20 protein-coding genes and 1 tRNA gene are annotated in these 22,754 nt (G+C 41.7%); 13 read left to right on the forward strand and 8 right to left on the reverse strand.

The window, feature by feature from the left end; all coding sequences use genetic code 11:
• Positions 1–270: 270 nt before the first annotated feature.
• Both csaB and V7L12_RS19590 read left to right on the forward strand, forming a co-directional pair.
• A complete protein-coding gene (gene csaB / locus V7L12_RS19585; protein ID WP_335086713.1) occupies positions 271–1,314 on the forward strand; it encodes a polysaccharide pyruvyl transferase CsaB in 1,044 nt (347 codons plus the stop codon).
• Between the two features lie 367 nt (positions 1,315–1,681).
• A complete protein-coding gene (locus V7L12_RS19590; protein WP_335086715.1) occupies positions 1,682–3,034 on the forward strand; it encodes a glycosyltransferase family 87 protein in 1,353 nt (450 codons plus the stop codon).
• Positions 3,035–3,234: 200 nt separating this feature from the next.
• On the opposite strand, the gene pgeF is transcribed toward V7L12_RS19590, so the two are convergent.
• Positions 3,235–4,014 carry a peptidoglycan editing factor PgeF gene (pgeF, locus tag V7L12_RS19595; protein ID WP_335086717.1) on the reverse strand — a complete coding sequence of 260 codons (780 nt, stop codon included), beginning with the start codon at positions 4,012–4,014 and terminating at the stop codon, positions 3,235–3,237.
• A gap of 77 nt (positions 4,015–4,091) precedes the next feature.
• Between pgeF and V7L12_RS19600 the strand changes: the two genes are divergently transcribed.
• Complete coding sequence (locus V7L12_RS19600; protein WP_335086719.1) at positions 4,092–4,910, forward strand: biotin--[acetyl-CoA-carboxylase] ligase; 819 nt, start codon at positions 4,092–4,094, stop codon at positions 4,908–4,910.
• Positions 4,911–5,001: 91 nt separating this feature from the next.
• Complete coding sequence (locus V7L12_RS19605) at positions 5,002–6,606, forward strand: M23 family metallopeptidase (protein WP_335086721.1); 1,605 nt, start codon at positions 5,002–5,004, stop codon at positions 6,604–6,606.
• Positions 6,607–6,714: 108 nt separating this feature from the next.
• Here V7L12_RS19605 and V7L12_RS19610 read toward each other — a convergent pair whose 3' ends face one another.
• Positions 6,715–7,395 (reverse strand): riboflavin synthase, encoded by a 681-nt coding sequence (locus V7L12_RS19610; protein WP_335086722.1) that lies wholly within the window; start codon positions 7,393–7,395, stop codon positions 6,715–6,717.
• A gap of 340 nt (positions 7,396–7,735) precedes the next feature.
• Here V7L12_RS19610 and V7L12_RS19615 point away from each other — a divergent pair, with 340 nt between their 5' ends.
• From V7L12_RS19615 to V7L12_RS19630, 4 genes are all read left to right on the forward strand, one after another.
• Positions 7,736–8,233, forward strand: coding sequence for a bifunctional nuclease family protein (locus V7L12_RS19615; protein WP_012406891.1), 498 nt, complete (start codon positions 7,736–7,738; stop codon positions 8,231–8,233).
• Between the two features lie 172 nt (positions 8,234–8,405).
• Complete coding sequence (locus V7L12_RS19620; protein ID WP_335086724.1) at positions 8,406–9,536, forward strand: aldo/keto reductase; 1,131 nt, start codon at positions 8,406–8,408, stop codon at positions 9,534–9,536.
• 178 nt (positions 9,537–9,714) lie between these two features.
• The gene (locus V7L12_RS19625; protein WP_335086786.1) at positions 9,715–11,523 is read left to right on the forward strand and encodes an ABC transporter ATP-binding protein; all 1,809 of its coding nucleotides are present in this window, start codon (positions 9,715–9,717) and stop codon (positions 11,521–11,523) included.
• A gap of 163 nt (positions 11,524–11,686) precedes the next feature.
• Positions 11,687–12,304 carry a Uma2 family endonuclease gene (locus tag V7L12_RS19630; protein ID WP_335086726.1) on the forward strand — a complete coding sequence of 206 codons (618 nt, stop codon included), beginning with the start codon at positions 11,687–11,689 and terminating at the stop codon, positions 12,302–12,304.
• A gap of 40 nt (positions 12,305–12,344) precedes the next feature.
• Here the strand turns inward: V7L12_RS19630 and V7L12_RS19635 are convergent, their stop codons facing one another.
• Positions 12,345–12,575: a type II toxin-antitoxin system HicB family antitoxin gene (locus V7L12_RS19635; RefSeq protein ID WP_335086728.1), complete on the reverse strand. Its 231-nt coding sequence runs from the start codon at positions 12,573–12,575 to the stop codon at positions 12,345–12,347.
• A gap of 145 nt (positions 12,576–12,720) precedes the next feature.
• On the opposite strand from V7L12_RS19635, the gene V7L12_RS19640 reads away from it, so the two are divergent.
• The gene (locus V7L12_RS19640) at positions 12,721–13,782 is read left to right on the forward strand and encodes a ParA family protein (RefSeq protein ID WP_335086730.1); all 1,062 of its coding nucleotides are present in this window, start codon (positions 12,721–12,723) and stop codon (positions 13,780–13,782) included.
• Positions 13,766–14,515 (forward strand): HEPN domain-containing protein, encoded by a 750-nt coding sequence (locus tag V7L12_RS19645; protein ID WP_335086732.1) that lies wholly within the window; start codon positions 13,766–13,768, stop codon positions 14,513–14,515. The genes V7L12_RS19640 and V7L12_RS19645 overlap by 17 nt, the downstream gene beginning before the upstream one ends.
• Before the next feature lie 135 nt (positions 14,516–14,650).
• Here V7L12_RS19645 and V7L12_RS19650 read toward each other — a convergent pair whose 3' ends face one another.
• Positions 14,651–15,529, reverse strand: coding sequence for a LysR family transcriptional regulator (locus V7L12_RS19650; RefSeq protein WP_335086734.1), 879 nt, complete (start codon positions 15,527–15,529; stop codon positions 14,651–14,653).
• Positions 15,530–16,211: 682 nt separating this feature from the next.
• On the opposite strand from V7L12_RS19650, the gene V7L12_RS19655 reads away from it, so the two are divergent.
• Together V7L12_RS19655 and V7L12_RS19660 are read left to right on the forward strand one after the other, a co-directional pair.
• A complete protein-coding gene (locus V7L12_RS19655) occupies positions 16,212–16,769 on the forward strand; it encodes a hypothetical protein (RefSeq protein WP_322694235.1) in 558 nt (185 codons plus the stop codon).
• A 77-nt stretch (positions 16,770–16,846) separates the two neighbouring features.
• Positions 16,847–17,491, forward strand: a complete 645-nt coding sequence (locus tag V7L12_RS19660) for a DUF3318 domain-containing protein (protein WP_292749575.1) — start codon at positions 16,847–16,849, stop codon at positions 17,489–17,491.
• Between the two features lie 278 nt (positions 17,492–17,769).
• Here the strand turns inward: V7L12_RS19660 and V7L12_RS19665 are convergent, their stop codons facing one another.
• A complete protein-coding gene (locus V7L12_RS19665) occupies positions 17,770–18,567 on the reverse strand; it encodes a 7-carboxy-7-deazaguanine synthase QueE (RefSeq protein ID WP_335086736.1) in 798 nt (265 codons plus the stop codon).
• A gap of 198 nt (positions 18,568–18,765) precedes the next feature.
• On the opposite strand from V7L12_RS19665, the gene V7L12_RS19670 reads away from it, so the two are divergent.
• Positions 18,766–19,815: a sugar transferase gene (locus V7L12_RS19670; RefSeq protein ID WP_335086738.1), complete on the forward strand. Its 1,050-nt coding sequence runs from the start codon at positions 18,766–18,768 to the stop codon at positions 19,813–19,815.
• Positions 19,816–20,114: 299 nt separating this feature from the next.
• On the opposite strand, the gene V7L12_RS19675 is transcribed toward V7L12_RS19670, so the two are convergent.
• From V7L12_RS19675 to V7L12_RS19685, 3 genes are all read right to left on the reverse strand, one after another.
• On the reverse strand, positions 20,115–21,569 hold the full coding sequence (locus tag V7L12_RS19675; RefSeq protein WP_335086740.1) for a YcjF family protein: 1,455 nt from the start codon (positions 21,567–21,569) through the stop codon (positions 20,115–20,117).
• A gap of 104 nt (positions 21,570–21,673) precedes the next feature.
• Positions 21,674–21,750 (reverse strand) — tRNA-Met (locus V7L12_RS19680).
• Positions 21,751–21,796: 46 nt separating this feature from the next.
• Positions 21,797–22,750 (reverse strand): asparaginase, encoded by a 954-nt coding sequence (locus V7L12_RS19685; RefSeq protein WP_292729647.1) that lies wholly within the window; start codon positions 22,748–22,750, stop codon positions 21,797–21,799.
• Positions 22,751–22,754: the final 4 nt, after the last annotated feature.

Raw genomic sequence — 22,754 nt, forward strand, 5'->3', positions numbered from 1 at the left:
CGAGTTCAAAGGTTCAACTTCCGAGTTCAGAAGCTCAACGTCCGAGTTCAGAAGCTCAACGTCCGAGTTCAGAAGCTCAACGTTCGAGTTCAAAGGTTCAACGTCCGAGTTGAGAAGCTCAACGTTAGATATCTGAGGGAGTTCTAACTATCTTCTGCACTATGCAAAATAGAATTTGAGAATGAGTTTACCATCTGTATCGGGGACAGAGATTCATTTAACAATAGCTATTAATCCAAAATCCAAAATCCAAAATCTAAAATGGTCAAGATGCGGGCATTATTATCTGGGTATTACGGTAAAGGTAATGGTGGTGACGAAGCTTTGTTAGCAACGCTTTTGCAAATGTTACCACCTGATGTAACGCCTGTGGTGCTTTCTGGTAATCCAGAGGAAACGCGCGATCGCTACAATGTAGAAACCTATGATCGCATGGCTCCCTTAGCTGTACTACAAGCTTTACGCTCTTGTGATGCCTTGATTTGGGGCGGCGGGAGTCTCATTCAAGATGTTACTAGCACTATCAGCCCATTTTATTATGGGGGACTGATGGCATTAGCGCAGAAAATGGGTTTGAAAACTGTTGCTTGGGCGCAGGGTATTGGCCCTTTGGTGCGTCCGCAAACTCGTTGGTTGGCAAAGCAAACCTTTGGTAATTGTACCAAAATTAGTGTCCGCGATCGCGCCAGTGCGGCTTTATTATCTGATTGGCAAATTCCTTGTATTATAGCTCCTGACCCAGTTTGGGCATTGGAATCTAAACCAGTACCTGGACTTTGGGATTTACCTGCGCCAAGAGTTGCGGTAACGTTGCGATCGCATCCCCAACTTACAGAAACACGTTTAGCAAACTTAACTCGTGCTTTGGTTGACTTTCAAAAAGCTACGCAGGCTTTTATTTTATTACTACCGTTTCAAAAAAGTGAAGATTTAAGTATTGCCGAAGCCATTCAACCACACATTAAAGATGTTAGCAAAATTTTGTGTCTGGAAGATCCGCAACTTTTAAAAGGTGTGTTTCGCGGTGTGGAGATGGCAATTGGGATGCGTCTGCACAGTTTAATTATGGCTGCATCTGTTGGTTGTCGCTGTTTTGCTCTCAGTTATGACCCCAAAGTAAATCGCCTCATGGAAGACTTAGAAATGCCTGGTTGGGATTTGACGAGTTTACCCGATGATCCCAATTTGATTAGTCTGACTTGGATGGAGCATTACGCCAATGGCGATCCCTTATCACCTGAGCAAATACAATCTTTAGTAGATAGGGCATTAATGCACCGCGAGTTATTGAGCCACGCTTTATGTAATAAGTAAGATTAAGTAATTTATACCACAGAAAATACATAATTTCTCGAATTTATACACTGTATAAAATAATTATATTGTATATCAACGTAAATACCTTTTTTCAGCCTTTTATTGATGATTATTTTGGCAGGAAGGGAGTAATTGTCAAAATTTTGTAAGGGAATTATGAAAATACTTAAGTAGTCCTTATCAAAATTGATTTGGACGATATTATTTAGGAAATGCAAAAATCTTTATTGAGATAATTATAATGATCAGCTTTGGCTTTTGGAACCTGATTATACTAATTTTAGTTGCTTGGGTTCTTAAAAATAATTGGCGATTAGATGATGAACAGGCAGCCTGGAAAAATTCTTTATTCTTAAAATCTTCTGTGATTCAACAGTTGATAAAATTTTTTCGTAAACCAATTGTTAACTTTATCGTCCAAGCAGGTGTTGTATTAGTCGTTACAAGATTTCTCTGTTATACAGGTTGGCTAGTTTATTTCCTAAATCAACCACATCCACCCTTATGGGATTTTAAATCGTATTATGTGGCGAGTAAATTGGCTCATCAGCATTTGAGTCCCTTTAATGTCGAGATTTTTAACCAAAGTTTCTGTACCATAACTAAGGTGTGTGGATTTATTCCACCGTTTGTCTATCCACCTAATATTATTCCTCTTATCTGGTTTCTCGGTGATTTTTCGCTTAATAATGCATTTAAAATCTCGATTGTGATGCATATATTAGCTATCGGTTTGGCCTTATGGGGAGCAAATATCCTGCTGGAGTCGAAGTCGCGAGCTTTTAAAACTATTTGCACAATCTCGGTTGCCTTAATTTATGGCTTAGTTCGCGATTTTCAAGTTGGTAATATTGCTATTTTTATTGCAGTTCTGATCTTATGGATGTTTATCTGGGCTAGAAAAAATCAAGATATTCCAGCAGGAATTTGCTTGGGACTTGCCCTTTGTAAACCAACATTAGCTGCATTATTCATTTTGTATTTTATACTTAAAAAACGGTTTTCTCTAGTTTTTGTATCTGTTGTCACAGTCACTTTATTAGCACTTTTAGGTCTAGCTTTGACGGGCAATTCTTTGACACAATTCCTGTCAGATACCACTCAGGGATTTTCACTCTGGCTAAAAGATCCATCAGTTAACCCTTATATTTCAATCAGTCGCCTCGATTTGATGGTTGTAGGTCCAAGATTATTCCCTAATAACCCATTCTTTGCCAAGCTTTTGTCAAATATAATTGTTCTGATACTCGTTAGTTGTGTCGGTTGGTATTTGTATCTACAGCAATCTCTTACAGCTTGGTCAAAAAAAATCTATTTAGCAGAAATAGTATTAGTTTCTTGCTTGAGTATTAGCATCAACTATTCACAGGAAACTAGTTCTGTGATGTTAATACCTGCGGCTGTTTTTTTGCTAAATGATTTGCTGTATCAGATCAGACATTGTAAATTCTCTAGGAAAAGAATGTCTGTTTGGTTAGCAGGAGTTTGCTGTGTTGCAATGCAAACAGCAGTTATTCATGGCTGGCTCATCCACTCTCTAGCAAAGCACTGGAAGGTGAAAGCAGGGGAATTGCCATACTTTATGAAAGTAACTATTTTCGCCCTACCGAGTTATGCCGTTTTAGGAATCACTGTAAGTATTTTAGTTTTAGCAATTAGTTCCCTTCGTCAAAAACAGATTATAAAATTTGAATCATTTAATCGGGTGTCAATATAATTCGTAATTGATAATTCATAGTTCGTAATTGCAATCAGTACTTGTGTACACTCCATTAATTGTTGACCACTGAATCACGGACTTCAGTGCTTGCTCTATAACCATTTAATTACGAATTACGTAGCTTGCTTCTCGTCGGAGGCGAGTATTACGAATTAGTAATTATTTGGTTATATTGATGCTAAAGTTGAAAACCAGTTTTACCTTTTACCGCTAACAATACCTGACCATTGAACTTTTTTCTCTTTTTCCCGACGATAAGAAAAGAAATGCTCTGGAGTTTGGAAAGTACAATAAGGTGCGATCGCAATTTGTTCTGCACTAATTCCCATATTTTCCAGTTGTAAGGTATTCACTCGCCGCACATCCAGCCGTACCTTTCCAGGATTGGGGTCTTTCAGTAAGGGTGAATTTGGTAGTTCATCCAATGCAGTTATAATTTTTTCTTCGTCATTATGTGATATAATGCTAGTCCCAATTTCCGCAGCTACTTCGATAGAGACTTGGTAAACTTCACCAGCGATCGCCGGGCCCATTGCAATGCGTAAATCATCGAGTTTACTGCCTTGAGATTGTAATCGAGCGATCGCTAAGGGCACAATCTTTTTAGCAGTCCCCCGCCAGCCTGCGTGTAATGCTGCCACCCGTCCAGTTTGCACATCCCCAATTAGTACGGGTGTACAATCTGCGCTAGCGACCCAAACCGCTTGTAGAGGCTGTTCGCTGATTAAACCATCTGCTGATGCAAAATCCTCCTCAGCAGAGCTTAAGAAGCTTTCAACTTCTTGGGGGGTGAGAACAGTATTGCCATGAACCTGCTTTAAGCGATAGACTGATGCCTCTGGTTGCAATACTTCTGTGATAACTTGTGGCGATCGCGGCCAAAACTGCTGGGTAAAGAAGCCGTGATGCCAACGTTCCAGAATACTACAAGTTAGATAGGGCAGTCCTTCCCAATTGTGCCAGTGCCAAGTGTGCATCTTCAACCAAACCTAAACAGAAATCACTCATTAGCCAATCAATGCTAACTTGAACAACGGAATTTGGGTTAACTGCTGTGGGATTTAATCTGCAAAACTTGGAAACAGCCTTGCAAGCAGGGCGTAAGCATACATATTTACCATTTTCCCTTCATTTTTTTGAAAGCGTCTCCTCAACCAACCAAACCCTTTGGAACTTACTCAACCAAGGGGCTATTTCAGGAACAGTAGTAATCGCAACTGTGCAATCTGCTGGGCGGGGACAATGGGGCCGCCAGTGGATTTCTCCGGCTGGGGGATTATATGTTTCCGTGGCGATTTCTTTCGACCATAAAATAGAGGCTACTGACAGCTATCAGCTAACTTTTGCCACTGCTTGGGGAATTGCGTCGCAATTGCGCCAATGCGGTATAGATGTTGGGATAAAATGGCCCAATGATTTAGTTTTAAATGGTCGCAAACTAGGCGGCATTTTGACAGAAACAAAAGTCAACAAAGGACAAATCACCCAAGCAGTAATTGGTGTTGGTATTAACTGGACAAACCCAGTACCAGAAACTGGAATCAATCTGGAATCGTGGCAAGCTTCCCAAGATAGTAGACCAATTTCTTGTCTGGAAACGTTAACCTCTAGAGTCTTGCTAGGAATAGAATCCGGTATGGAGTGCCTTGAACAAGAAGGAGTAAATATACTCTTGTCTCACTATCTAGACTTGCTTACAAACATCGGCGATCGGGTGTACATCAATAATCTTTCAGGTACAGTAGTTGGGGTGACTCTTCAAGGAAATTTACGAGTTGATTTAGAAACACATGATACAAAGGAATTAATTACACCGGAAATTTATATTGAACCCGGTACAATCAGTTTGGGATACCATAAATCTTCCGTTTAAATTTGAGGTTTGTTCAAAATTTCGCTCTTTGGGCAAGACAAACCACTAGCATCATCTCTTCCTTGCTAATTACACACAACTGAGAGAACAAATGACGCAGCGCAATAATTCTGCCCATCATCGTTTGCATTACCTATGGCAGCAAGGTCTAACAAAAAAACGTTTTGCCTCAACGCTACCAGCTCAGAGCCTCTGTTGGCTGAGTAGCGTTAGCCTCCTTAGCGGTGGCTTCGTGTTTGCCCAAACGGAAGCACAAATAGACAACATCGTTCCTACTGTTGAAAGTTCTCAGCCAACAGCCGTTAAAAATCCAGTTAACACTTCGGCTTCTCTTCGAGACGCTACGCGAACGCTCAGTGTTAAAAAACAGGCTGTTGCACCGGAAGCCCCTCAAGCGCAAGTGGAATTTTCCCAACGGCGAGCCAAACTCAGACAGAGACTAGGCAAGAAGCCAGAGGTTGCTCAATCAAAAGAGCCAGTTAGGCAGTCAATACCCAAAATCGAAGCTGCCCAAGCTGTTGTGATTATCAGACAGCCAAAGCCTAAAGTAGAAGCCTCTCAGGTTACTCCTATAAGGGTGAGACAGGAAAAACCCAATACCCCTGCCCGCTATGCACCTGAAAAACTTCCAGTAGTTGCTCAACCATCAAATAACTCCAACAGCCCTGTCAGTGCAACAGCCGAGAAAACCAAAGATTATAATAACGCCTATATCGATCCTAATAGTTATGACAGTGGTGCAACAGCTACTTATCAAGCACCAAACTCTGTAATTGTTACAGAACGCTCCAGTGGTTGTCGAGCCATTTTGCCATCAGGGCAAAGTGTATTAGGCGGCGTTTGCGCCAAAGTACCCCAAAGGAGTGTAGCTAATTCTAATGGTAAACTAGCACCTAATTGGCTCAGAAGAAGCCAAAATGCCCAATTACCAGTAGTTCCACCCGTGCGGCAGATTGCAACTACCGGCAACACCAGTAGATGGCGTGCTGCTCAAAGTGGTTCTGGCGGTGTCACCAAGAGCGCATTTCGCCCGAATCGGTTTATCCCAACTCCCAGCGAGTTCAGCCCCACAAGAGTGAGTGCATCTCCCATTGCACCGAGTGGTGGAACTTTACCGCCACCAATGGCAGATGGCAACATTGCACCCCGCCCCAGCAACGTAGCTTACGACTTCTCACTAACATCAGTATTGCCACAAATCCCTTACATGGGGAGAGTCGCCTATAGTGGTACGGGAATGATGTATCCACTATCTATTCCCGCTCCCATTACTTCTTTGTTTGGTTGGCGAATTCATCCAATCACAGGTAATCAACGCTTCCATGCTGGTACAGACTTAGGTGCGCCTACGGGAACGCCAGTTTTGGCAGCTGCTGCTGGTCAAGTGGAAACTGCTAACTGGTTGGGTGGTTATGGTTTAACCGTTACCCTGAATCACAAATCAGCTGAGCAAACTCTCTACGGTCACATGTCAGAAATCTTTGTTCAACCTGGTCAGTGGGTACAACCTGGAACTGTCATCGGGCGAGTTGGCAGCACCGGGAACTCCACAGGTCCTCACTTGCACTTTGAAGTCCGTCACCTAACACCGAACGGGTGGGTTGCTACTGACCCAGGCGTGGAATTACAAAGTGCCCTCAGCCAGTTAGTGCGAGGCTTGCAAACCGCCCAGGTAAGCCAGCAACCAGGCAGCTGAGATTGAGGACTGGGGACTGGGAAAGAAGCAAGGGAGCAGGGAAAAAGGGAGAAAAATTTTCCCCTCTGCGCCCCGCCCCTCTGCCTCTTTTCAATGCCCAATGCCCAATTACAAATACCCGTGTTCTGCTAAGAATGCGGGTGTAATGCCATCTATACTATTTTCATCAGAGGGTGTAGCGTGTGGGTTGCCAGAATAAAGGAATTTTTCGACGTATTTGCCGAGAATATCCCCTTCTAGATTCACCAAACTCCCAGCAACCAAATAGCGAATATTTGTCTCGCTGTATGTGAGGGGAATTACCGCTACTTTGAATTGGGAGAGTTCTGGCTCATAAGCGGCGACTGTGAGGCTGATACCATTGACGGCAATGCTACCTTTAGGGACAATGTACCGTGCGATCGCTTCGGATGCAATAAAGGTCATTTCCCAAGAATTAGCCGTTTGTTCCGCCACTAGCAATCGACCGATGCCGTCTACATGACCCATCACAAAATGACCGCCAACTTTGCTGCCTACCTTTAGCGACGCTTCTAAATTGACATATCTCTGTTGCGTTTGCTCACCTAAGAGAGTGGTGCGGCGTAGAGTTTCCGGTGAAGCAGTGACAATAAACCCGTCTTTTAAAACTTGTTCCACTGTCAGGCAAACACCATCTACAGCAACACTGTCACCATAAGCCAAATCTTGCATAATTACTTCACCCGACTGGCTTACACAAGTAATTTGCCAAGAATCGCCCCCTAAGGGTTCCATCGTTCCTAATGCTTGGATTAATCCTGTAAACACGGCTTTTTTGTCAAACTAACTCTATTTATTGCCTAATTTTGCCTGGAATCAATTGGTAATTGTCACATAAATCTCGAACATCCAAGTATATTTTCTGACTTTTTTTCGCATAGGAATATTAACACATTAGCATCCTTCACAGGGCATACTTGGGTAAGAAGGTTATTGTCTAAGAAGACCAATTTGACTTACTCTGGTTTTCACCACAAGTTCGGAGTTTAATAGAAGCAATTATAGAGAACGAATGCTTATGTTTATTACTGTCACCAAACCGCCTAAAAAGGGGTGCTATTTATTACATGGCATCCAAGGCTCTCAAAGCATTGTAGAGGCTTAGGCAATGATTGAAATGAAAGTCGCTGGCATAGCATTAGATGCCATAACCCGCAGCCCGATTGTCCTTTTGAAAGATTCTTCAGATCGGCGGGCTTTGCCAATTTACATTGGTCAGGAACAGGCTAGGGCAATTATGGGCGCACTGGAGAATCAGAAGCCTCCCAGACCCTTAACCCACGACCTGATTGTGAATCTTCTAGAGACTTGGAACATGACTCTAGAAAAGGTGATTATTCATTCCCTGCAAAAGGATACATTTTATGCAGCTTTAATTGTCCAGCAAGGCGAAGTCAAAAAAGAAATTGACGCGCGTCCTAGCGATGCGATCGCCATTGCCCTCCGTACAAATACTCCCATTTGGGTAATGGAAGAAGTGATTGCCGATGCTTCTATCCCTGTTGATCGCGATGCAGATGAAGCCGAACAGCAAGCCTTCCGTGAATTTATTTCTAATCTCCGTCCAGAAGATTTGATCAAGCGCTTTGGTAATGGCGACAGCTAGGAAAGTGCTGAGTACTGAGTGCTGTTAGCGGGGCATTGAACCAGTGCTGAGAAAGAATAGAGAATCTAGAGAATAAAATAATTTCTTTATTCTTTCTTTTTCACTTTGTCATTCTTGTAGAGAAACTATTAATCGTATTTCTACTCAGGACTCACTACTCAGGACTCAATTTATGAAATACCGACGCTTTGGAAAAACGAATCTGCGCCTCTCGGTTTTTTCTTTGGGAACGATGCGCTACCTGGCTGATTTTGAAAATGCTCACCAGACTATCGAAGAAGCCTTAGCGTTAGGAATTAATCATCTAGAAACCGCCAGAGGTTACGGCAAAAGTGAGGAGTATCTTGGTAGGGTGCTAAAAGCTGGGTTGTCAGTACCCCGAACGAGGCTTTATGTCACTACCAAAATTTCAGCTACAGCAGATGCTGACACCATGCGTCGGTGTATCGACGAATCTCTAGAACGATTACAACTAGATTATTTAGATTGCTTAGGAGTTCATGGTTTGAACACTTGGCAACATTTGGAGTGGGTGCAAGCTAAAAATGGCTGTATGCAAGCAGTGGAGGAAGCTGTTGCTGATGGCCGAGTGCGACACGTTGGTTTTTCCACCCACGGGCCATTAGAAGTAATTCAGGCAGCAATTAATACAGATTTATTTGAATTTGTCAATCTGCACTATTACTATTTTTTTCAACGGCACGCACCAGCGATTCAACTAGCTACCGAAAAGGATATGGGCATTTTCATTATTTCTCCTGCTGATAAGGGAGGACGCCTCTACACCCCACCCCAAACCCTAAAAGACTTATGTAATCCGTATTTACCTTTAGAATTAAACTATCGATTTTTACTTTCAGATACTCGTATTACTACTTTGAGTATAGGGCCAGCTAACCCAGAGGAATTAAGGGAACCTTTGCAAATTGCTGACCATGATGGAAAGTTAAAATTAGCAGAAATTTCCGCTTTCCAGCGTTTAGAAAATCACCAAAAACTTGCTTTGGAAACTGATAATTGTAGCCAGTGTTATGCTTGTTTGCCCTGTCCAGAGAATATCAATATTCCAGAGGTATTGCGGTTACGTAATCTCGCAGTAGCATACGACATGAAAGACTATGGACAATATCGTTACGGAATGTTTGAAAATGCCGGTCACTGGTTCCCTGGAATGAAAGGCAACCGTTGTACAGAATGTGGTGACTGTTTGCCTCGCTGTCCAGAAAAGTTAGATATTCCAGCTTTGTTAGAAGATACTCACCAAAAATTAAGTGGGAAAGCAGGTAGGAGATTGTGGGGATAAAAATATAAACAGGAGTCAAAATTCAGAATTCAGAATATCAGTCTCGTAATTCTGACTTCTGTCCCCTGAGTTCTGAGTTCTTTATTGGTAAAATTAATAAAGATTTAATAGAGTCAGGAAGATCCGCCCAAGCTGGGGTATCTCGCCAAAAAAAGATGAAAATTAAAAAAAAAGAAATATCCTACGCCAATCACTGACGGTTTTCCGCTACAGTGGACGGGCTGTAAGCTTAGTATGGACTACTAGCCGATCGCTTACTATTTTTCTGGCTAGTTTAACTTTAGTGGCTGGTCTTTTACCGGCGGCGATATCCTACATCAGTAAATTAATTGTTGATGCAGTGGTGTTTGCCTCTCAAGCCAACCCACAAAACAATGGTTTTGTCAATATTAATCCCTCACTATTTTATGTAGGATTAGAAGCGATCGCTGTAATTTTACTAGCAGGTAGTCAGCGGGGAATCATCATTTGTCAGTCGTTACTACGGGCGCTAATGGGTCAGCGAGTGAATGTACTCATCTTAGAAAAGGCGCTGACACTGGATCTTAGGCAGTTTGAAGATTCAGAATTTTATGACAAATTGACTAATGCCCGACGAGAAGCATCGGTTCGTCCCCTTTCCCTAGTAAACCGCACATTTGGGTTGGTGCAAAATGCCCTATCCCTAGTCACCTACGGGATTTTGCTAGTAAATTTCTCAGTTTGGGCAGTAGTAGTACTGATTTTGGCAGCTATGCCTGTATTTATTGCGGAAACAAAGTTTGCTGGGGAAGGCTTTCGCTTATTTAGTTGGCGTGCGGCAGAAACTCGTCAACAGCACTACTTAGAAAATCTACTAGCAAGAGAAGATTTTGTCACAGAAGTCAAACTCTATCAGTTGGGAGAAATGTTGCTAGGACGTTATCGTAGCCTGTTCGATCAACTCTATGGCGAAGACCGTGATTTAACTCTGCGGCGAGGATTGTGGGGATATCTGCTGAGTTTAGTCAGTACTGGGGCTTTTTACCTAGCTTATGCTTGGATTGTGCTGGAAACAGTGCTAGGAAAGATTTCTTTGGGAGATATGACAATGTATCTCACCGTTTTTCGCCAAGGACAGTCTACTTTTTCTAATGCCCTTACTTCTATTGGAGGGATGTATGAGGACAACCTATATTTATCAAATCTCTACGATTTTCTGGAAGAAGAAGTACCAAAATCTTGGGGTAATGCAACCATTGGTTTAAATCCCCAAGATGGTATCCGTTTTGAGAATGTCTCATTTACTTATCCGGGAAGTTCCAAGCCAGCATTGAGAAACATTTCGCTGCATCTGAAACCCAGAGAGAAACTGGCGATTGTGGGTGAAAACGGTTCCGGTAAGACTACTTTAATCAAACTACTTACCCGACTTTACACCCCGGACTCTGGGCGAATTTTCTTAGATGGCTTGGACTTGCAGGAATGGGATGTGGATGTGCTGCGTCGTCGGATTGGTGTGATTTTTCAGAACTTTGTCCGCTACCAGTTCACTGTGGGGGAGAATATTGGCGTGGGCGATGTAGAACATCTCGAAAATAAAACACAATGGAAAACTGCTGCCCAAAAAGGCATGGCCCAATCTTTTATTGACCAATTACCTCAAACCTTTCAGACTCAACTTGGTCGTTGGTTTAAGGGAGGACAAGAACTTTCTGGGGGACAGTGGCAGAAAATTGCTCTCTCTCGTGCTTTTATGCGATCGCAAGCAGATATCTTAGTGTTAGATGAACCAACATCAGCAATAGATGCCCAAGCTGAGTTTGAGATTTTCAATCATTTTCGCGCTATTACTCAAAATCAGATGGTACTTTTGATTTCCCATCGCTTTTCGACGGTACGGATGGCTGACAAAATCCTAGTTATAGAAAACGGGGAAGTTATAGAACAGGGAACTCACGAAGAATTGTTACAGCTAGGAGGACGTTATGCCAAGTTGTTTCTGTTACAAGCAGCTGGTTATCAATAGGAAAGAAAGCTAACAGACTTTGTGAATTGAGATAGCGATCGCTCACCTTGTACAAAGCACATAAACCTCTATCCAACCACGTTAAACTGTTCGGTAAACATGGGTCAAATCTCTTCAGTGCGTAGACGCTCCGTATTGTTAAACATTGTTACCCAATAAAACTATGCAAATAACACAACAGCGATACTATACCCCAGAGGAATATTTAGAACTAGAAGAAGTTGCTGACTACAAAAGTGAATACATTGACGGGCAAATAATTCCTATGGCGGGTGGGACAATAAATCACAATCAAATAGCACTCAACTTAAGTACTGAGTTGAATTTTGCTTTTAAAAAGCAGAACTACCTGGTTTTCATGAGTGATGTTCGTCTATGGATACCCCAAAAGCGAACCTATACCTATCCAGATGTGATGATTCTGGCGGGGGAACCGGAGTTTTTTAACAACCGAAAGGATATAATTCTGAACCCACAAATTATTGTTGAGGTTTTGTCTAAATCTACCAAAGGGTACGATCGCGAAGATAAATTTCAGGCTTACCGAACTATTTCTACCTTTCAAGAATATCTGTTAATTGACCAAACTCAGATTCATGTAGAGCAATTTTCTAAAATAGGGAAAAAGCAATGGACGCTTCGTGAATATGATGAAGAAGATGAAGCGATCGCACTTGTAACCGTACCATTTGAGATTTCCCTACAAGATTTATACAACAAGGTGAAGTTTGAGCCTGTTGAGTCGGAAAAGGAAAGTGCTGATGTTGAAGGATTGGGGTAAGGTGCGATTACCCTACTTGTGCAAAGCATCTTAAAAAGATTTAAGCCACTTTTAACGGTTTCTGAGGAAAAGTAATTGGCTCTGGCAAAGCTTTTCCTTGCTCTTTATACCATTCAATCATAGACTCAATTACCTCTTGCCCATGTTTAGCGGCTTCTTCATAAGTTTTACCATGAGTGTGGAATTGCTGCCAAGGAAATTCTGGTAAGTGTACCAAGTAGCAATTATCCTCGTCTGACCATTGAATTACCATACTGTAGCGATCGTTCATTATTCTTCCTCTATTTCTCCTAGTTGCTTCAAAACACGATTAACTTACTGTTCTGTAAGCTTTTTAGAAGCTATATTTAAGTCATACAGGTTCTAAAATAATATCTGTAATCAAAAAATTTCAGAAGTATCAAAAGCAAAATAAGATGGTTCACAAGATTGCCTTGTTTAATCACAAAGGTGGTGTCAGTAAGACCACAACGACTTTTAACTTAGGTTGGATGCTTGCTTCAAAGGGTAAGAAAGTTATCCTTGTAGATACTGATCCTCAATGTAATCTAACAGGAATAGCTCTAAAAGAAGAAACTGAAGATGACGAAGCAAGAATAGAAAACATCTACAACACACATTCAAATATCAAAACTGGCTTGGCTCCTGCTTTTGAGTCACAGCCACGGGCTATTGAAGCTGTAGATTGTATTCCGATAGAAGGACAAGAAGGTTTGTTTTTATTACCTGGTCATGTTGGCTTTGCTGAATACGAAGTAACATTAGGTATCGCGCAGGAACTCAGTGGCTCAATTCAGACACTCAAAAACTTGCCAGGTGCTATTTCTGATCTTTTAGAAAAAACTGCTAAGAAATTTAATGCTGACTATATTCTGATTGATATGAGTCCAAGTTTAGGAGCAATTAATCAGAACTTACTAATGACAAGTGACTTTTTCTTAGTGCCTACAACTGCTGATTTTTTCTCTGTAATGGCAATTGATTCTCTGTCTAGAATTTTATCCAAGTGGTGTGGTTGGGCAAGGATGGCAAGCGCAAACCCTATATTAAAGGAAGCTGCTTATCCATTTCCAGAATTTACTTTGAAATTTTTAGGAACCATAGTTCAAAACTATAGAATTATTAGGGGTAAAGAAACAGCAGCATTTCAAACGTGGATAGAAAAAATAGAGAATACAGTTACTGATAAACTAGTACCAGTTCTAGAGCAAAATAATCTGTTAGTATCCAAGCAAGTCTATACCGAGCAAGGTATAAATGGTAGTCTTACACTGACAAAAATTTCTAATTTTAACAGTTTAATTGCTATATCACAAGAACACTGTACACCAGTTTATGCACTTACAACGGAGCAATTAGGACAGACTGGTATAGTACGCGAAAGAAATCAAAAAAAGCAAAAAGACTTTGAAAAAACTTTTTCTGACTTAGCAGATAAAATTATTGCACTCTCATCCAGTTATGCAGTCAGCGCTTGACCAATTTCGCATTAGTATCCAACGTGTTCAGGATTTGATTGCTCTTCATAATTCAGTTAAATCTCAAGCTACTGCTGCCCTGGATCTTTCAGACATTTTACGAGCTGCCCTAGTTCTAACAGTGAGTGCCTTGGATTACTATATCCATGAGGTTGTCACACTGGGTATGCTGGAAATTCATCGAGGACAGCGTGCTGAACCAGTATCTTCAGCTAATACCACTCAATCAGCGTTTTCCCGTTTTCAAGTTTCCTTGGGAAGCGCTCGTGAGGATAGAAGAATAGCCATAGATATCGCCTCTTGGATAGAGAGTGACATAGAGCAGATTTATGGAGCTAACTTTTTACAGCAGTCTCATACTATTTCTGGTTTAATTCCAGTTATATCAAATAGTATTTTGAACAGATTAAATAATACTTTATGGTTAGAAGACGAGATTCGAGAACGTCTAAGTTATCAAAGCTTTCAACAGCCTGACAAAATAGCTGATGCAATTAGACAGATTTCGGATAAAAAATTGTGGGATGAGGTTGCTAGTAAAATGAGTAAACCTTCTAAAGATATTAAGCAACAACTTACTTTAATTGTGGATCGCAGAAACAAAATTGCTCACGAAGCAGATATAGATCCTACCCTCAACATAGGTAATCGCTGGTATATCGACGAATCAATGGTTGGTGATACAGTTAATTTTCTTGAGCAGGTTGTAGAGAGTATTCATCAAATTTTGTAGCTGTAGGTAGATTAATGGTAGATATTGTTAACTAACTAATTGAGCAAGAGAGGCAGGTAGGAAATTTTTATAGAACGATGAAGACAGCAATCGCCCCATTTCCCACCAACTTAGATAAAATCACTATGGTGCTAGTTAACTACTCCTGACAACTTGTAGAAATTCCCTTAGCACAGGTGTCATATCTTCTTCCCGCCACACTATGGCGGTTTCTACTAATGGTGTTTTCTCCTCTAGAGTACGATAAACTACACCAGTTCTCTGAAGATTTTGCAATGAAGACGGTGCGATCGCAATCCCCATTCCTGCTGAAACCAATCCGATAATCGTCTGCATCTGAATCGCTTCTTGAGTCACTTTTGGGCTGAAGTTTCCTTGCTGACAAAGACTTACAATTTGGTCGTAAAGTCCGGGCCCCAAATGGCGAGGGAACATGATAAAGTTTTCGTTTACTAGCGATCGCACTGAAATCTTTTCTTGTTCAGCTAAGGGATGAGTTTTTAACATAGCCACAATTAAAGCTTCTTGCTGAATACATTCTTGATTGAGTGTGTTGTCTTCTAAAGGTGGATGGGCAAAACCTACATGAATGCGGCGATCCTGTAGCGCTTGCTCTTGCTGAGTTGTGGTTAATTCCTGCAATAGCAACTTTACTTCTGGAAACTGTTCTTGGAACCGCCGCAAAATTACAGGAAGCAAATCATAAGTTGCCAAACTGGTAAACCCAATTCGCAGTAGTCCCTTTTCACCTCTTCCCGTTTTTTGGGTTTGCTCAATTCCTCTTTGGAGTTGAGCTAAAAGTTGATAAGCCTCTTGCAAAAAAACTTGTCCTGCTTCTGTTAGTTGTACCTGTCGTTTGGTTTTGCGGTGAAATAGTTCCACCCCCAATTGCGCTTCTAGTTGGTGAATTTGCTGGCTTAAGGGTGGTTGAGCGATGTGCAGTCGCTCGGCGGCTCTACTGAAGTGCAGTTCTTCAGCTACAGCAATAAAGTAGCGCAGGTGTCGCAATTCCATTTTTTTGATATTTTATAAGTTTCAATTTTCTATAAAGAGACGCAAATAGCGCAGATTTTTTAGATAATTTGTAACAAAAACTAGAGGTGCAATTGCTAGAATTAATACTGATTTGCGCATAAATTTTATTGATAATCACAATCAAAAATGCATGGCTCACTATAATCATTCCGGGAAAACAATTTGTTAATTTTAATATAAAACTGTATCAGTTTCTATGTTATATTTATTCGGTTTTAAAAGTATTAATTGAAGTTTTTACGTATATTTTCAAAAACATAGAATGCTATGTATAAATTATTTAAACTTGGCTTTAGCTTTCAAATTTGATTACAAATCATGCCACCATGCTTGATCTAGCAATATATTACATTCAAAATAAAAAAAGTATTAAACTTTAAGCGGGTTAGTGCTATATCCTTCACTGCTAAGATTTGAAAAATAGTAATTATTGCTTCTTTAATAATGAGCAAGAGTTATTCAAAAAATATCATTCATAAGACCGAACGAGCATCTATTTTCCTTATCTTCAATGCCCCGCCCCATACCCCATAACCCATGCCCAATACCCTAATTGCATACTTCTATGGGATTAGAAGTATCCACACAAACCCAAACAACTACCCCTAGCAGGTTAAACTAGGTCTGGTAACAACTGCTCCACGTTCCTTATGAGGCTTTTATGGGAGCTAACCTCAAACAGATTGCCAACTATTTAGACAACCTTGGTTGGGACTACCGTTTTGATGATGAAGAAGACCGAATTATAACAGGTGTGGAGGCTGATAACTTAGAAGATTTCCTAATAGTTGTCCAACTGGATGAAGAAGGAAAATTTTTTCGGGTATTTGCCCCTCAAGTTCTGGGAGGAATCCAAGACCATCCTCACAAGGCAGCTATCCTCCAGACAATGCTTGCCATTTCCTGGGAAACTAAAATGTTGCAGTGGGAATATGACCCATCCGATGGCGAAATCCGTGCCATTATTGAGTTTCCTTTAGAAGACTCGATTCTCACAGAAAGACAATTTCACCGTTGTCTGAGTGGATTAATTCAGATTGTGGATGGCATAGCAATACCTCGCCTGACAGAAGTGATGGCAACAGGCCTCGATCCGGGGAATATAGAACTTGGGGAAAGACTATTACTCAGTATCCAAGAAGAAGCCCCAGGATTGTTAGATTTACTAGAAAAAGCAATGGAAGCGCGAAAAAAGCGAGGAAGTTTTCCTAGTGAGTGAGACGGATCATCACTTAAATAGCTATACTCCAAAGTGATACCCTCACTATATACTGAAATTTTCTGGGGCTGGATATTATGACATCCTATGCAACCTCCTCTGCCAAAGCGGAAATGAGCGAACTCCGGCGGTTGAAAGCCTTACTACCACCAGAACTACAAAGCTGGGTCACGGTTGAAGGCACAACTGAGGTCAATCCACCCCTGGTTCGCTGCGAAGAAATTGGTAAAGACCAGGTAGAAATTCAAATTGATTTGGTGAAATGGGATGCCCTCGCAATGGATCAGCGTAATCTGCTGTTCTGGCATGAGGTTGCTCGCGTTCAAAATGACACAATTCCTAAAGATGGTTGGGAAATGGCAGCACTAGCCATCGGTTTAGGTGGTGCTGTAGGGGAATTGTGGGTACAAGATGGATTGCTGCTGGTGTTAGCTTTGTCGCTTTGTGGCGTGTCAGGCTGGCGACTGTACCAAAAGAATAATGGGGAAAAGCAACTAAGAGAATTGCTCAATGCTGATGAGAAAGCGATCGCTTTAGCAACTCGTTTTGGTTATAGCCTGCCCAATGCTTACAAGAGTCTCGGTAGCGCCTTGAAAACCCTGATTGATAATACTCCTAGTAAGCGCCAACGGTCGAGATACGAAGCAAGACTCTCTGCCCTCAAACGCAGTGCTAATAAGGCAAAAGCTAAATCCAAAACTCCAGATGAGGGCGCACTATAGCAACCATAAATTAGGTTGGGTGGGTATTAACTATCCCCAAAAAACCTAAATCAACGTGAGTTTGACGAACCTCTCCCTGCCTTGAACTAAAGTTCAAGTTTCTCTCCGAGTCAGGGAGGCAAGATTTTACCTAATAAAACCTCTTAGTGGTCTTTTGACTTGGCTCATTAGACTGCCTAGTAAGGGGGCTGCTGCCTCCCTAATTAGCGGCAACAGCCCAATTACCATTTCATAAAATCTTACTTTTTTCTTGACTACATCTTTATCAAACTGAAATTTTACAACTGGTTCAGCATTTTATGCGTCTGGGGGATCACGCGCACGTGCTTGACAAACCCTTTCATCAAAGCTTGCCACATCAAAACTTGATCGCTCGAAGGCGCAAGTACAGGTACTGGAGAAAATTGTTCTGGTACTGCCAAAGGCGTAACAGGTTGTAAAAATACTGAGATATCTGGACTAACCTCTGCCACCAACAAAGCTGAACGTTCCAACTCGGCGGGATCTGTGTTTTGAGACACAATTATCTTGACAAAAACATTTAAATATGAGTCATAACATAACTGGAGAAATTTACTATGTTCTTGCCAATGACTTTCGCCGCTAACACTGGGCAATTTGAAATCCATACCTACAGAGTCTAAGTATGGGATAATCATTGCTAGTTGTTCTGTGCGATGTCCGCCGGTTTCTAAGTATATAGGTAGACCAGTTATAGCTCGCACTTGGGGTAGAAACTGCGTTAGAAATGAGGCATGAAGAAGTGGTTCGCCGCCAGTTAAGCTAATGCTATCGTGTAGACAAGGTAGATTTTGCTGTTCCACCCATTCGATTAATATGGGTAATGGGACGGGGTTAGAGTGGATTTCAAAGTCGCGCAATCCAGGCGATCGCTCTATCCGACAAGTTGTAGGTGCACTCCAAGTGTGGGCACTATCACAAAAGTGACAGCGCAAATCACACAAAGCAAAACGAATAAATATCTGACGTGTCCCGACATTTAGTCCTTCCCCTTGAATGGCAGAAAAGACCTCAATCAGGCGTGCGGTAGGTGTAACCGTATTTTTAGCAATCATTTGATTAGAGCAACGCGATCGCGCTGCGTCGGCACAACAGCAAGGATGTTTTTTGGCTTCTTGTTCTATTGTGAATCGTCGCTAGCGATCTCCAATCTCAGCCCCAGTAAATAGCAGTTAGTCCTGATTACCACTAATTCCGATATTAGGTTAAGTAATTTTGTAGGACAAAGTAATGTTTGGCAGATTACATTATACATGGCAACGAAAGTGCAGAGCTTCATGACTAGCCAACCGACAGAGGTCGATTTTCCAGTTAATTCCCTAAACGACATTGCTATAGTGCAGGTGCCGACGCGGTTGAGCGTGCTGGAGGCTTTAGGCTTTAAGCAAACCTGCCAAGGCTTAATTGGGCCCAATTCACATCCCAAGCAAATCATTATTGACTTTCACCAAACTACTTTTATCGATAGTAGTGGTTTAGGTGCCCTGGTAAGTAATTTTAAATATGCTCAGGTCAAGGGTATTACATTAACACTGCGGAATGTAACACCTCAAGTCATGGCAGTTCTAAAACTCACAGGGTTAGATCAGGTTTTTCCTCTAGAGCTTGTGGAGGATAGGCCGTTAATAGAACAAGATGACATACTAGATAATCGGAAGACAACTTCCCGTAAAGTAGAGCAGTTACCCACTACTCACCCTTCTATGGCATCTTGGATGAAACGGTTCTTAGATATTGTTGGGTCAGTGACTGGTTTATTAATTACAGGAATTTTGTTTATTCCGATTGCGATCGCTATTCAAATTAACGATCCCGGGCCCATTTTCTTTAGTCAAATTCGTTGTGGCTGGATGGGTAAGCGGTTTAAGATTTGGAAATTCCGCTCTATGTGTGTGGATGCGGAAGCGAAGAAATCCCAAGTTAAAAACCAAGTGCAAGGTGCTTTTTTCAAGAATGAGAATGACCCCAGAATTACTAAGGTAGGGCGCTTGTTACGGCGAACTAGTCTTGATGAATTACCCCAATTTTGGAACGTCCTCAAAGGAGAGATGAGTTTAGTAGGCACTCGACCACCTACACCTGATGAAGTGGAACGCTATGAAGTACCAGAGTGGCAACGTTTAGATGTAAAACCCGGTATGACTGGCGAATGGCAAGTAAATGGACGTTCTACAGTCCGTAGTTTTGAAGATGTAATTCGTCTGGATTTGCAGTATCAAAAAAATTGGAGTTTAGTGTACGATTTAAAGCTAATTTTCAAAACTATAGCTATTCTGTTTAATAGAAACAGTGGTGCTGTTTAGCTAATTATCCTTATTCACAATTTTTTGAGAACTCGTAACTATCACGATATTCTTAAATACACCCAAGCCCATTATGAGCTTGGGTAAATTTTAGGTTCACTTATAACACCATGCAAGTGTCAGCCAATTTTGTATTTTAGATTTTATACTGATCCCACAGATGAATCCTCTTGATTAAAACAAAAGATATTTATGTATTTTTTATCCACTATTAAAATCAGGGTTTGAAAGCAATTTTGGATTTTGAATCATTCAATCCAAAATCCAAAATTCAAAATTTGGTAATCCTGTGTATGAGATTATCCCATCGCCTTCTGAACACTAACTACTTCAACCTGCTGCACCTCTGGCAACAAACGCTTCACACCTTGCTTAACAAACTCCTGCAAAAAACCAATCTGCTGATTTTGCTGAAATACTTTTTGCAAAGTTTGCCGCAAATTATCCAAATTTAAACCAGTTCCAGAATCTATCGCTATTTCCTGCTGTTGGAAATACTCAACTAGACTTAACCCTGCGACTCTAGTCAGATAAGCTGCACTTACTCCCTGCACTACGCCACCAGCAACAAAGGTAAGGGCATTACTTTTCAGAACAGTACTAATAGCCTTTGTAGAAAGTTCAACTAAACCCAATTTCAGCATCAAACTTCCCATTGTTCCAGCTACGGTTTGTGCCTGTTCTAGGGAAAATTTTTGCTGATAGATATTACCCAAATCCATTACCATTTGAGCATTAATTGCCGCAGTTGCCAAAATATCAAAGGCTGGTACTGGATTAGCAAAGGCAGCGGCAGCAGCTATCCACTGATATTGTTCAATAATTGGAGTGGCACGATCGCGTCTGGTTCCATTGAGCCAATTTTTAGCCTCAGCTTTCAACAATCCGGCTTTTCTGATGGTTGTCACCCAAACTAACCGTTGTCTTTGCTGTGCTAAAACTTCACCCAACTGCTGAGTTAACTGCTGGATATCTGCTGCTGGTTGTTCCATCCACTCTTGCACAGAACCATCAGCCTCATGCTTTCGAACTTTGATGGCAATGGGAGAGGCCGCAGTTGCAACTACATTTCCCTGCATCCGCTGTTTCAATTGACTAAGGATGTTGGCGCTTTCATCAGTTAAATACTGGTCTTGTTTATTGAAAACCAGCATAGTAGGCTGATTTGCTGCCTTTAGCTGCTGTAAGGTTTGAAATTCTGAGTCTGTCAAATCACCGTTTGTCAGAAATAGAACAAAATCAGATTTTGCTACTTCTGCCAAAATAGCCGCATCTGAATTTTCACCCACTTCTCTAAATAAAGGTGCTGTCTCTTGTAGAGACACGAAATTTTGTGTCTCTAGATTTTGTAGCACTTGAATTAAAGTGCTTTTACCCACAGATTTACCGCCAGTCACAGCTACTTGAATTTGTTGTCTGTCTGATTCCAGCAACAATTGGGCAACTTGTTTTCTGAGTGTCTCTAAAGCTGGATGATTTTCTGCTTCTTGTGCTAGTTGGTTAATTACAGTTTCAGTTTTAGCGATCGCACTTTCCACAGTCGCTCGATCAACCACGATACCATCTAGCTGCTTTAAACTGTCTTTGGGGCGATTTTGCTGGAATAACCACAAACCACCACCTACAGCTAAAGCACTCAACAAACCAAACTCACCCACCTGCACTATAGAATCGTGCCAACTGTCCAACATCCACAGAGAAAAGGACAGTCCCAATCCTCCCACTAAAATTGGTCGCTGCAACTTCACAACCATGATTCTCCGCGCCTTTTAGATGGCTATTTATTCCAGAATAGATCAAAATAAAACAAAACCCTGCAATCTTTACTGATTGTAGGGTTTTTGTTTTATCTTTTATTTGGTGGCGGGAAGTGGATTTGAACCACTGACCTTCGGGTTATGAGCCCGACGAGCTACCAGGCTGCTCTATCCCGCGTCGCTCTTAACTTCTATACTATAACCTATAGTCAAGAGTTTGGCAACTACAAAAATGATAATTCTCCAATTACTTCTAAACGCTTGTATTTTCCCAAGGTGACAAACTTTTCTGAGAGGCTTTCGGCAGCGCTGGGACTAATCCACCCCATTTGCTGGAGTAAGTGAATAGCAACGGCATATTTTGCCCGTTTCGCCCCATCCATGACTTTGATTGCCAATCCCAAGCCTTCACCGAGTCTACCAATGCACTGCACTCCTTCGGCACCAGTTTTACTGACTAGTTCTCCTGGAGTTAAGCGCATCAGTTCGGTATCAAATTCTCCATCTCCTGCTACCATTGCGGGGTGATGAGTCATGGCACGGACGATGCGCTCCATATCCAAGTTGGTACTAGAGGCCAACAGTGCATACAAAGATGCCATGTGACCGAGTTGCATCAGATAAGTTGGTGCGCCACAGTCGTCATGAGCGCTGATAAATTCTGCTGCTGGCATTCGCAGCAACTCTGCTACTTTGCCCAAAATTAACTGCTGTATTGGGTGCTTGCGATCCAAGTAGTTATTCAAGGGCCAATGGCGTTGCTGACAAACAGCTAACATTCCCGCATGTTTTCCAGAGCAATTGTATTCCAGAGGACTCCGTTTGCCTTCAGGAATTGGACACTGGAGTATAGTCGGGTCAAGATCCGCCCGCCAAAGGATGTTAAATACCTGTCGGACTTGATCTATTCTTCCTTTATGGGAACTTGTGATAATTGCTAAGTCGCGATCGCTGAGTTGATAGCGTTCCAGTGTACCTGTGGTGGTGACAGCTAGTGCCTGAAACGGTTTGAGGGCTGAACGGATAAATGCAGCAGTTTCAGAATTTCCGGCAACGGTTAGAACCCGTCCTCGTTCGTCGCAGACAACAGCTTGGACTATATGCCTGGATTCAATAATACCTTCCCGCAGCAACCGGACTTCCAGTGCTGCGGCTTGAGTTCGTTTTCCCATTGTCATGGGT

The sequence above is a fragment of the Nostoc sp. genome (assembly GCF_036918245.1).
Classification (GTDB): domain Bacteria; phylum Cyanobacteriota; class Cyanobacteriia; order Cyanobacteriales; family Nostocaceae; genus Nostoc.

Coding starts and splice junctions, on each gene's coding strand:
- csaB (WP_335086713.1), top strand. CDS start 271: ATGCGGGCATTATTATCTGGGTATTACGGTAAAGGTAATGGTGGTGAC.
- pgeF (WP_335086717.1), bottom strand. CDS start 4,014: ATGCACACTTGGCACTGGCACAATTGGGAAGGACTGCCCTATCTAACT.
- V7L12_RS19605 (WP_335086721.1), top strand. CDS start 5,002: ATGACGCAGCGCAATAATTCTGCCCATCATCGTTTGCATTACCTATGG.
- V7L12_RS19615 (WP_012406891.1), top strand. CDS start 7,736: ATGATTGAAATGAAAGTCGCTGGCATAGCATTAGATGCCATAACCCGC.
- V7L12_RS19620 (WP_335086724.1), top strand. CDS start 8,406: ATGAAATACCGACGCTTTGGAAAAACGAATCTGCGCCTCTCGGTTTTT.
- V7L12_RS19630 (WP_335086726.1), top strand. CDS start 11,687: ATGCAAATAACACAACAGCGATACTATACCCCAGAGGAATATTTAGAA.
- V7L12_RS19635 (WP_335086728.1), bottom strand. CDS start 12,575: ATGAACGATCGCTACAGTATGGTAATTCAATGGTCAGACGAGGATAAT.
- V7L12_RS19640 (WP_335086730.1), top strand. CDS start 12,721: ATGGTTCACAAGATTGCCTTGTTTAATCACAAAGGTGGTGTCAGTAAG.
- V7L12_RS19645 (WP_335086732.1), top strand. CDS start 13,766: ATGCAGTCAGCGCTTGACCAATTTCGCATTAGTATCCAACGTGTTCAG.
- V7L12_RS19650 (WP_335086734.1), bottom strand. CDS start 15,529: ATGGAATTGCGACACCTGCGCTACTTTATTGCTGTAGCTGAAGAACTG.
- V7L12_RS19655 (WP_322694235.1), top strand. CDS start 16,212: ATGGGAGCTAACCTCAAACAGATTGCCAACTATTTAGACAACCTTGGT.
- V7L12_RS19660 (WP_292749575.1), top strand. CDS start 16,847: ATGACATCCTATGCAACCTCCTCTGCCAAAGCGGAAATGAGCGAACTC.
- V7L12_RS19665 (WP_335086736.1), bottom strand. CDS start 18,567: ATGATTGCTAAAAATACGGTTACACCTACCGCACGCCTGATTGAGGTC.
- V7L12_RS19670 (WP_335086738.1), top strand. CDS start 18,766: ATGGCAACGAAAGTGCAGAGCTTCATGACTAGCCAACCGACAGAGGTC.
- V7L12_RS19675 (WP_335086740.1), bottom strand. CDS start 21,569: ATGGTTGTGAAGTTGCAGCGACCAATTTTAGTGGGAGGATTGGGACTG.
- V7L12_RS19685 (WP_292729647.1), bottom strand. CDS start 22,750: ATGACAATGGGAAAACGAACTCAAGCCGCAGCACTGGAAGTCCGGTTG.